Raw genomic sequence first — 10,064 nt, forward strand, 5'->3', positions numbered from 1 at the left:
ATTGTGAGCACATCTCTCGCGGCTGGCGCTGTTCTTACCTCGCCCCGCTTGCGGGGAGAGGTCGGATTGCATCGAAAGATGCAATCCGGGTGAGGGGGGCCCTCCGCGAGTCTGGTGCCCGTGGCTGCCCCTCACCCCAACCCTCTCCCCGTGAAGAACGGGGAGAGGGAGCGCACCATCTGCGCCGCATGTATCTCGGTCCCCTGCCCTCATGCGAAAAGGCCGTGCATGTACCAAGCGGGCTGGACCGGCACGCCCTCCTGCGGCTCGAACTCGCGGTCATACAAGCCGTCACGATACAGCCAGAAGCGCAGGCCGTGCTCGTCCTCGACGCGGAAATAGTCGCGGGTCAGGCCCTGCCCGTCCGGTCGCCACCATTCCATCGCGATGCGCTCCGGGCCTTCGGCGCGCACGACCGCATGCGCGGCGCGGCGCCAGACGAAGCGCGCGGGCGGGCCATCCGGCACGCCGGCGATGACCTGGATCGCCTCGGGCTGTGCGAACAGCCGCAGCGGGCGCAGCGGCGGCTCGCCGTCGGTACGTTCGGGCCAAGCGGCCGTGCTGGTGGCTGTCAGATTGTGCTGGGCGGGCAGCGGCAGCGCCGCGCGCTCCGGGATGTGGGTATCGACCGGCAGATGCACGACCACGCGTTTGCCGCCGATGCGCGCGGCGATGCGGTCGATCAAGGCCGACAGTTCGTCATTGTCGTGGACATGGGCATCGAGATCGCGCTGCTGCTGCACCACGATCTCGCTGCGACCCGCGGCGAGCCGGATCATGTCGAAGCCGAAGCCGGGATCGAGCGGATCGCTCAGCGCCTCCAGCCGCTCGCGGAACAGGCGGTCGATGACGGCTGCCTCGGTCACCGGCTGGCCGGTGTCGACGGCAATGACGCGCACCAGGCCATCGGTGCGGAAGAAGCAGGCCTCCAGCCGCCGCGCGCCCTTGCCCTGCTGGGCCATCGCGCCGACCAGCATGGCGGCAAGGCGGGACAGGCTGGCCGCGATCACCGTGTCGGTCGCGACCGGCTCGGCAAAACGCTTCTCGACGATGTAGTCCGGCGGCACTTTCCGCGGGCTGATCGGCGCATCGGCCTCGCCCAGCGCCTGCGCCAGCGCGCGGGTGAAGGCGGCGCCGAAGCGCGCGGTGATCTCGTTGCGGCCGCGCGAGGCGACATCGCCGATGGTCTTGAGGCCCGCACGGCGCAGGCCGAGCGTAATCGCCTCCCCGCCGCCGAGCGCGCCCACCGGCAGCGGCGCCACTGCGGCCGGCTCCTCGCCATCGGGCACGATGCGGCCATGGACTTGCCGGTTCAGCGTCCGCGCGCACACCGCATTGGAGGCGATCGCCGCCGAAACAATGAGGCCGTGCGCGGTCAGCGCGTCGCAGACCGATTGCATCAGCTTTGTTTCGCCGCCGAACAGATGCACGCAGCCGGTGATGTCGAGCGCCAGCCCATGCGGCGGATCGAGCGCCACCAGCGGCGTGAAGCGGTCACACCAGTCGGCGATGCCCTCCAGCATCTTGGCGTCGGCCGCGAGATCGGCCTCGTGCGCGATGAGATCGGGACAGACGGCGCGGGCGTTCGCGAGGGGCTGGCCGAGCGACACGCCGTGGCGCGCCGCGGCCTCGTCGAGCGAATGGATCAGCAGCGCATTGGCGTCCTTGATGACGACGACCTGCGGCTTGCTCTCAGGCGGAGCGCCGGTGAACGCCTGCTGACGCCTGATGCGATCGATGGGCAGGCGCGGCAGCCACAGGCTGAGGATCCGCCGCCGGTTCGCTGAAACGGCACGCATCGGGCATCCACTCCATGATCCATCGTCCGGTCTGGCCGTGACGGTTGCGAATGAGTTCGGCATCGAGACGCGGCGCGCCCCATGCCATCCACGGCGCGACCTCGGACGATGGCGCGGTGCGCACCATCCAGCGCGTCTCCGCGGTCGACGGCTCCGGCGTCGCGGCGACCCGCAGCAGCAGCGCGGTCACGCCGGACTCCTGCGCTGCCAGGGTCAGCTTGCGGCTGGCGACGAGATCGAGCTTTTGCGTCTCGCCCCACACCTCCAGCATCACGCCGCCCAGCGCATCGCAGGCGAGCGCGTCGGCGGCGGTGCGCAGAGCGTGATCGAGATCGGGCGCGCGCACGACCACGAGACGGCACGGATCGAGGCCGAGCTCGGCGAGCCCGCTCATCGACAGCGCGCCGGCCTCGCGCTCGGCAAAGTCCTGCCGGATCCAGATCAACGGCTTCCGCGCGGCGACACGCGCGGCGAGCCCGCACACGAAGCCGGTCGCGGCCGCGGCCTGGCGGCCGGCCTCGGCGAACACCTCATGCAGCGCGCCGGTGGCGAGCCCGCCCTGCAGCACCGCGTCCGCCTCAGCATGGCCGAGCGCGACCCGGCGCAGATCATGCGCGCCATCGGCCGCCTCGAGACGGGCAATGCGGCCGCGCAGACGCGCGAGCGTATCCATGCGTGCGCCGGTCATCCGTCGCCGCTCCTTTCAATCCATCGTGCGGGTGCTGCCGTTCTCTTTGTGAACGCAGGCAATGAACCCGCGACGATCTCCTTTGTTCATGATACGTTCTAATATAAAGCTAACGCGTCCGAGAGAGTCAATCGGGATTGACCCGGTCCGGATTCAACGAGTGGAATCAAAGGGATTCAATGCCATGGAGCTGCTGCGCAAACTCGAGATCCTGGCCGATGCCGCCAAGTACGACGCGTCCTGCGCCTCCAGCGGTACGGAGATGCGGGATTCCCGCGACGGCAAGGGTCTCGGCTCGACCGCGCCCGGCATGGGCATCTGCCATTCCTATGCGCCGGACGGACGCTGCATCTCGCTGCTCAAGATTTTGCTGACCAACGCCTGCAACTTCGACTGCCTGTATTGCGTCAACCGCGCCTCCTCCAACGTGGCCCGCGCCCGCTTCACCGTCGACGAGGTGGTGAAGCTCACCATCGACTTCTATCGCCGCAACTACATCGAGGGGCTGTTCCTGTCGTCGGGCATCATCCGCAGCCCCGACTACACGATGGAGCAGGTCGTGAGCGTCGCACGCAAGCTGCGCGAGGAGCATCGCTTCCGCGGCTACATTCATCTCAAGACCATTCCGGAGGCCGACGAGGCGCTGATCGCGGAGGCCGGCAAATATGCCGACCGGCTCAGCATCAACATCGAGACGCCGCTGGAGGCGAGCCTGACCAGGCTCGCGCCGGAGAAGGACCAGCGCGCGATCCGCCGCACCATGGGCCGGCTCCGGCTCAAGCTCGACGAGACCGCGGAAGCGAAGAAGACCATGCGCCGGGCCAAGCCGCCGCGCTTTGCCCCCGCAGGCCAGAGCACGCAGATGATCGTCGGCGCCGACGAGGCCAACGACCGCACCATCCTGTCGACCTCGGCCAATCTCTACGGCGCCTACAAGCTCAAGCGGGTCTACTACTCGGCCTTCAGCCCGATCCCCGATGCCAGCCGGGCGCTGCCGCTGCAGGCGCCGCCCCTGGTGCGCGAGCACCGGCTTTACCAGGCCGACTGGCTGATGCGATTCTACGGCTTCGACGCCGACGAGATCGTCGAGGAAAGCGAAGGCATGCTGCCGCTCGACATCGATCCCAAGCTCGCCTGGGCGCTGCGCCACCGCAACCGCTTCCCGCTCGACATCAACACAGCGAGCCGCGAGGAGCTGTTGCGGGTACCCGGCTTCGGCACCCGCACCGTGCAGCGCATCCTGTCGACCCGCCGCTCTACCACGATCCGCTTTGCGGACCTCGCCCAGCTCAACGTCATCAGGAACAAGGCGCTGCCGTTCATCGTTCTCTCCGACCACCGGCCGTCGCCGTCTTTGCTGGACGGCGCCAGCCTCAGAGCCCGGCTGCAGCCGAAACCGCAGCAGCTGGGATTTGGATTCTAGCCAAGTCGTCATTGCGAGGGGCGAAGCCCCGAAGCAATCCAGGGGCGACACGACGACTCTGGATTGCTTCGTCGCTCTGCTCCTCGCAATGACGAGAGAGGTGAAATGCACGTCGTAACCCTCGACAGCGACACTGATTTCGATGGCTGGCGCAAGGCGGCGCGGGCGCTGGCGATGAACGACGTCAGGCCGGCTGAGGTGAGCTGGCGCGTCAAGGGCGCGGCGGCCGATCTGTTCGACGATCAGGCCGACACGCAGCTCCCGGAGGTGCCCAAGGGGGCATTCTCGGTGCCAGCGAGCTTCATGGAGCTCGCCGAGAGCGCGATCCTGCACAGTGACCCGAACCGCTTCACCCTGCTCTATCGGCTGCTGTGGCGTCTGCGGACCAACCACGATCTGATGGAGATCGCGACCGATCCCGATGTCGCCCAGGCCAACGCGCTCGCCCGCGCCGTCCGCCGCGACGTCCACAAGATGCACGCCTTCGTGCGCTTCCGCGAGGTCGGCCGCGAGCGCGAGGCGCGCTATGTCGCCTGGTTCGAGCCGGAGCACCACATCGTCGAACGCGCCGCGCCGTTCTTCGCCCGCCGCTTCGCCGACATGCCCTGGTCGATCCTGACGCCCGAGCTGTCAGCCCATTGGGACGGCAGCCACGTGTCCTTCACACCCGGTGTGAGCAAGGCCGAAGCGCCGTCGGAAGACCGGCTCGAGGAGGTGTGGCTGCGCTATTACGCCAGCATTTTCAATCCGGCGCGGTTGAAAGTGAAGGCGATGGAAAAGGAGATGCCGAAGAAATATTGGCAGAACCTGCCCGAGGCCAAGCTGATCCAGCCGCTGATCGCGGCCGCCAACAGGCGCACCACGGAGATGATCGCCGAGCCCGGCACCGAACCCCACAAGCCGCAGAAGCGGGTCGAGGAGACCGTGATGACGCGCAAGACGAAGGACCACGCGCCCGCCACTGCTGAGAACTCACGTGATGTCGGGGCTGTCGATCTTGAGACCTTGCGTGAAGAAGCCGCTTCGTGCCGTGCCTGCCCGCTGTGGAAGGACGCGACCCAGACCGTGTTCGGCGAGGGCCCTGCGCATGCGCCGCTGATGCTGGTCGGCGAGCAGCCCGGCGACAAGGAGGATCTCGCCGGCCATCCCTTCGTCGGCCCCGCCGGCCAGATGCTCGACCGCGCGCTGCAGGAGGCCGGCATCGACCGGTCCAAGGTCTACGTCACCAATGCGGTGAAGCATTTCAAGTTCGTCCCCCGCGGCAAGATCCGGCTGCACCAGAAGCCGGCGACGCCGGAGATCAAGGCGTGCCGGCCCTGGTACGAGCGCGAGCTCGCTGCCGTCCAGCCCGCCCTCGTCGTGGCAATGGGCGCGACGGCAGCGCAAAGCGTGTTCGGCAAGATCACGCAGGTCACCAAGAACCGCGGCCACATCGTCGACCTGCCCGATGGTGTCAGGGCGATGATCACGGTGCACCCGTCCTACCTGCTGCGGCTGCCCGACGCGGAGGCCAAGGCGCGGGAGTATGAACTCTTCGTCAAGGATCTTAAGATCGCCGCCGCCGCGCTCAAGCGCGCGCAGGCCGCGTAAGGGCGCCAGCTTCCCGATCTGCCGCAGCGCCGTCCACCTCATCGTCTTGCCGCAACGACACAACCGAGAGATGATTGCGCTCGACTGGGCGCAGCGGGCTCCATGCTGCTTGATCTTCGCGAGGCCGTTCGGCATTCAAATGAAGATGAGGACCACGTGGCTGCCGGCTGCGTGCGGGGGTGTCGAGCGAGAGCGATGACGGACGAACCAGAAACGGGCAGCCGGACGACCACGGCTCCCCTCCCCGATGGCAAGCCGGGCGATCATCGAACAGCCGAGTTCATCGAACGGGGCAGCGTCCTGCCGCGGATCTTTCTCGGGCTGATCATGGCAGCCGCGATCGTCGGCGGCGGCATCTATCTGCTCCGGCCCGACTGGGCCGCGCCGGTCGATCAAGTCATCCAGAGCTTCCGAACGCCGGTCCGTGCCGACCTCGGCAGGCCCGCCCCGGCGGAGGACGCCAGGGTCGAGAGCCGGTTCGTCGGGCTCTATCAACGCTACCGCATCCCGCCGCTTCCGACCGACGTCGAAAGCGGCGCCAAGCTCAACGCACTGCTCGCCGGCCTGCAGAAGGAGCCGTGCGACAAGCAGACCGTTTTCCAGGCTTCCGTGGTCCTGCAGGAACGCCGCGAGACCCGCGCGGCTGCAGACATGCTGAACGGCTTTGCCGACAGCTGTCCGGAAAGCAGCGCCGAGCGCGCCCGGGCCGGCGAGCTCTATTATCTGCTGGGCGACTACGAGAAGGCGATCAGGCTGAGCTCCGACGTCATCGATCGTCGTCCCGAGGTGCAGAAGCCCTATGTGATCCGCGCCCGGTCCGAGCAGGCCCTGAAGCGCTATGCTGCGTCGATCGACGACTACACGACGCTCATCCGCCTGATGCCCGACGCAAAATTGATCATGTCGGATGTCTTCACCAGCATGTCGGACAGCTACGAGAAGCTCGACCGCCCCTGCGAGGCGATCGGTCCTATCCAGACCTATATCGCCCTGGACAGCGAGAAGCGCTCGACCCAACCTCTGCTCCGCCGCATCGCCGCACTCGCCGCCAAGGGCAATTGCACGCAGGTGTACGCCACCGGCACCGCCCGGATCCCGCGCCGGTCGAACGGCGTTTCGACAGCAAAGGCCCAGATCAACGGTGTCACCGGCACGTTCATCGTCGATACCGGCGCAAGCTTCGTCACGCTCACCCGAAGCTTCGCCGACAGGGCGAAGCCGCAGATGTTCAAGACCGACCCGGTCGAAATGCAGACGGCCAATGGCACCACATCGGCCACCCTGGCGACCGTCGACCGCGTCAAGCTGGCCAGCGTGTCCGCCTCCAGCGTGCCCGCCGTCATCGCAGAGAAGAGCCTGGGTGACGGCGTGGACGGCCTGCTCGGCATGTCGTTCCTCAGCTGCTTCACCGTGGTGATCGAGGATCGCGAGATCCAGCTCAAGGCGAAGACGCTGGGCGAATAGAGGCGACTGGAGCCTGGCTCACGCCGCCAGCGTGTTCTCCACCACCTTGATGAAGAACGAGGTGCCGTAGACGATCGCCTCGTCGTTGAAGTTGTAGGCGGGGTGATGCAGGCCGGCCGAGTCGCCATTGCCGACGAAGATGAAGGCGCCGGGGCGGGCTTCGAGCATATAGGCGAAATCCTCGCCGCCCATCATCGGCGGCATCTCGTGGACGTTGGCATCGCCCGCGACCTCCTTGGCGGCGCGGATGGCGATCTCGGTCTGCTCGGCGTGATTGACCACGACGGGATAGCCGCGGGCGTAGTTCAGGTCGATCTTGGCGCCGGTCATTTGCGCCACGCCGGTCACGACCTCGCGCACCCGCTTCTCCATCAGCTCGCGCACTTTCGGCGTCAGCGTTCGCACGGTGCCGCGCAGCACTGCGCTCTGCGGGATCACGTTGCGGGCATTGCCGGCGTGAAACTCGCAGATCGACAGCACCGCCGCCTCCAGCGGATCGACGCTGCGCGACACGATCTGCTGCAGCGCCGTGACGAGCTGGGCGCCGACCAGCAGCGAGTCGATGCAATTGTGCGGCTTGGCGGCGTGGCCGCCATGGCCCTCGATGGTGATGTCGATGCCGTCGGTCGAGGCCATCAGCGCCCCCTGGCGGATCGCGAAGGCGCCGACCGGCAGGCCCGGACCATTGTGCATGCCGTAGACTTGGTCGATCTTGAAACGCTCGATCAAGCCGTCCTTGATCATCGCATCGGCACCGCCGCCGCCCTCCTCGGCCGGCTGGAAGATCACGGCGACCTCGCCGGCGAAGTTGCGGGTCTCGGCGAGATAGCGCGCGGCGCCGAGCAGCATCGCGGTGTGGCCGTCATGGCCGCAGGCATGCATCAGGCCCGGAGTCTTCGAGGCATAGGGCAGCCCGGTCGCCTCCTCGATCGGCAGCGCGTCCATGTCGGCGCGCAGCCCGAGAACCTTCACGTCGCCATTGCCGGGCTTCCGGCCCTTGATGACGCCGACTACGCCGGTCTTGCCGAGGCCGGTCACGACCTCGTCACAGCCGAACTCGCGCAGCCGATCGGTAACGAAGGCCGCGGTGCGGTGCACGTCGTAGAGCAGCTCCGGATGCGAATGGATATCACGCCTCCAGGCCTGGATATCGGGCTGCAGATCGGCGACGCGGTTGACGATGGGCATGGGGAATCTCGTAACTCCAGTGGGACTTTGCGCCTGTTTAGCATGCAAAACTCGCACCGCCCAAGTTCTGAGCAAGTTTCTGGGCTGCGCTGCCCTCATGGCTCGGTCAACCAGCCATGAACGTGGCGCTTGTCCGGCGCGGTCCCGGCTGACTAAAAGCGTCCCCAACGGAAGGAAATGCCGATGCCGAGACAGCTCGCGGGGGATTACGACTATATCGTGGTAGGCGCCGGCACCGCCGGCTGCATCCTCGCCAACCGGCTGTCGGCCGATCCCAAGAGTCGCGTCCTGATGCTCGAGGCCGGCGGCAACGACAATTGGATCTGGTTCCATATTCCGGTCGGCTACCTCTTCGCGATCGGCAATCCGCGCTCCGACTGGATGTTTCGCACCGAGGCCGAGCCCGGCCTCAACGGCCGCTCGTTGGCCTATCCGCGCGGCAAGGTGATCGGCGGCTGCTCGGCGATCAACGCCATGATCTCGATGCGCGGCCAGGCCGCCGACTACGACCATTGGCGGCAACTAGGTCTCTCCGGCTGGTCCTATTCCGACGTGCTGCCGGTGTTCCGGCGGCTGGAGGATCATTTCCTCGGCGAGAGCGAGCATCATGGTGTCGGCGGCGGCTGGCGGATCGAGGCGCCGCGGCTGTCCTGGGCGGTGCTGGATGCGGTCGGCGATGCCGCCGAGCAGATGGGCATCCGCCGCATCCCCGACTTCAATACCGGCGACAATGAAGGCATCAGCTACTTCCACGTCAACCAGAAGCGCGGCCGACGCTGGTCCTCCGCGCGCGGCTTTCTCAAGCCGGCGCTGAACCGCGCCAACCTGCGGCTTGAAACCAATGTGCTGGTCGATCGCCTGATCGTCGAGAATGGCCGTGCCGTCGGCGTCCGCTTCCAGCAGAATGGCGAGACCATCGAGGCGCGCACCAAGGGCGAGGTGATCCTGAGCGCCGGCTCGATCGGCTCGGTGCAGGTGCTGCAGCGCTCGGGCATCGGCCCGGCGGAGTGGCTGTCGGAGCTCGGCATCGACATTGTCCTCGACAGACCGGGCGTGGGCCGCAATCTGCAGGACCATCTGCAGCAGCGCGCGATCTACAAAGTCACCGGCGTGAAGACGCTGAACGAGACCTACTACTCGCTGGCGCGGCGCGGCCTGATGGGGCTCGACTACGCAGTCCGCCGCCGCGGCCCCCTGACCATGGCGCCGTCGCAGCTCGGCATCTTCACGCGCTCGGATGCCACGCGCGACCGTGCCAACATCCAGTTCCACGTGCAGCCGCTGTCGCTCGACAAGTTCGGCGATCCCCTGCATCGCTTCCCGGCGATCACCGTCAGCGCCTGCAATCTGCGGCCGACCTCGCGGGGCACGGTGCGGATCCGCTCGCCGAAGATCGATGAAGCGCCGTCGATCGCACCCAACTATCTGGCCACCGCTGATGACCGCCAGGTCGCCGCCGATGCCATCCGCGTGACGCGCCGGCTGATGAAGCAGAGCGCGCTGTCGGCCTACAGGCCGGAGGAATATCTGCCCGGTCCATCGGTCGGCGACGACGATGCGGCGCTGGCCAAGGCGGCCGGCGATATCGGCACGACGATCTTCCATCCCGTCGGCACGGCAAAGATGGGCACGGCTGATGATCCAATGGCGGTCGTCGACGAGCGGCTGCGCTTCCGCGGCCTCGACCGCCTGCGCATCGCCGACGCCTCGATCATGCCGACGATCACGTCAGGCAACACCAACACCCCGACCGCGATGATCGCGGAGAAAGCGGCGGCGATGATCCTGGAAGATGGGCGGTGAGAGAGGCGCACGACTCTTAAGGTAAGAAGAAATCGTAGATTCCATGGGGGAGCGGTGAGCGAGCCCTTCCGATAGGTTTGGGTTTCCACACTCGAACCCTCGGAGAGTC

The 10,064-nt window shown here is 67.1% G+C and carries 7 protein-coding genes; 4 read left to right on the plus strand and 3 right to left on the minus strand.

Going from position 1 to position 10,064, the window contains the following annotated elements; all coding sequences use genetic code 11:
* Positions 1 to 209: 209 nt before the first annotated feature.
* A complete protein-coding gene (locus ACQR1B_RS11635) occupies positions 210 to 1,799 on the minus strand; it encodes a Y-family DNA polymerase (RefSeq protein WP_434830800.1) in 1,590 nt (529 codons plus the stop codon).
* Positions 1,693 to 2,487: an ImuA family protein gene (locus tag ACQR1B_RS11640; protein ID WP_434830799.1), complete on the minus strand. Its 795-nt coding sequence runs from the start codon at positions 2,485 to 2,487 to the stop codon at positions 1,693 to 1,695. Before ACQR1B_RS11640 ends, ACQR1B_RS11635 begins: the two co-directional genes overlap by 107 nt.
* Before the next feature lie 184 nt (positions 2,488 to 2,671).
* Between ACQR1B_RS11640 and ACQR1B_RS11645 the strand changes: the two genes are divergently transcribed.
* The 3 genes from ACQR1B_RS11645 to ACQR1B_RS11655 all read left to right on the plus strand — a co-directional run bounded on the left by ACQR1B_RS11645 (position 2,672) and on the right by ACQR1B_RS11655 (position 6,964).
* The gene (locus ACQR1B_RS11645) at positions 2,672 to 3,910 is read left to right on the plus strand and encodes a putative DNA modification/repair radical SAM protein (protein ID WP_434830798.1); all 1,239 of its coding nucleotides are present in this window, start codon (positions 2,672 to 2,674) and stop codon (positions 3,908 to 3,910) included.
* A gap of 105 nt (positions 3,911 to 4,015) precedes the next feature.
* Positions 4,016 to 5,500, plus strand: coding sequence for a UdgX family uracil-DNA binding protein (locus ACQR1B_RS11650; RefSeq protein WP_434830797.1), 1,485 nt, complete (start codon positions 4,016 to 4,018; stop codon positions 5,498 to 5,500).
* 195 nt (positions 5,501 to 5,695) lie between these two features.
* Positions 5,696 to 6,964, plus strand: coding sequence for a TIGR02281 family clan AA aspartic protease (locus ACQR1B_RS11655; RefSeq protein WP_434830796.1), 1,269 nt, complete (start codon positions 5,696 to 5,698; stop codon positions 6,962 to 6,964).
* Between the two features lie 18 nt (positions 6,965 to 6,982).
* Here ACQR1B_RS11655 and ACQR1B_RS11660 read toward each other — a convergent pair whose 3' ends face one another.
* On the minus strand, positions 6,983 to 8,152 hold the full coding sequence (locus ACQR1B_RS11660; protein ID WP_434830795.1) for a M20 aminoacylase family protein: 1,170 nt from the start codon (positions 8,150 to 8,152) through the stop codon (positions 6,983 to 6,985).
* A 183-nt stretch (positions 8,153 to 8,335) separates the two neighbouring features.
* Between ACQR1B_RS11660 and ACQR1B_RS11665 the strand changes: the two genes are divergently transcribed.
* The gene (locus ACQR1B_RS11665) at positions 8,336 to 9,955 is read left to right on the plus strand and encodes a GMC family oxidoreductase (RefSeq protein ID WP_434830794.1); all 1,620 of its coding nucleotides are present in this window, start codon (positions 8,336 to 8,338) and stop codon (positions 9,953 to 9,955) included.
* The last annotated feature ends 109 nt before the right edge of the window (positions 9,956 to 10,064 follow it).

This window comes from Bradyrhizobium oligotrophicum (assembly GCF_051168495.1).
GTDB classification, from domain to species: Bacteria; Pseudomonadota; Alphaproteobacteria; order Rhizobiales; family Xanthobacteraceae; genus Bradyrhizobium; species Bradyrhizobium oligotrophicum_A.

Excerpts from the sequence above, each read along its gene's own strand:
- ACQR1B_RS11635 (WP_434830800.1), bottom strand. The coding sequence starts at position 1,799 with ATGCGTGCCGTTTCAGCGAACCGGCGGCGGATCCTCAGCCTGTGGCTG.
- ACQR1B_RS11640 (WP_434830799.1), bottom strand. The coding sequence starts at position 2,487 with ATGACCGGCGCACGCATGGATACGCTCGCGCGTCTGCGCGGCCGCATT.
- ACQR1B_RS11645 (WP_434830798.1), top strand. The coding sequence starts at position 2,672 with ATGGAGCTGCTGCGCAAACTCGAGATCCTGGCCGATGCCGCCAAGTAC.
- ACQR1B_RS11650 (WP_434830797.1), top strand. The coding sequence starts at position 4,016 with ATGCACGTCGTAACCCTCGACAGCGACACTGATTTCGATGGCTGGCGC.
- ACQR1B_RS11655 (WP_434830796.1), top strand. The coding sequence starts at position 5,696 with ATGACGGACGAACCAGAAACGGGCAGCCGGACGACCACGGCTCCCCTC.
- ACQR1B_RS11660 (WP_434830795.1), bottom strand. The coding sequence starts at position 8,152 with ATGCCCATCGTCAACCGCGTCGCCGATCTGCAGCCCGATATCCAGGCC.
- ACQR1B_RS11665 (WP_434830794.1), top strand. The coding sequence starts at position 8,336 with ATGCCGAGACAGCTCGCGGGGGATTACGACTATATCGTGGTAGGCGCC.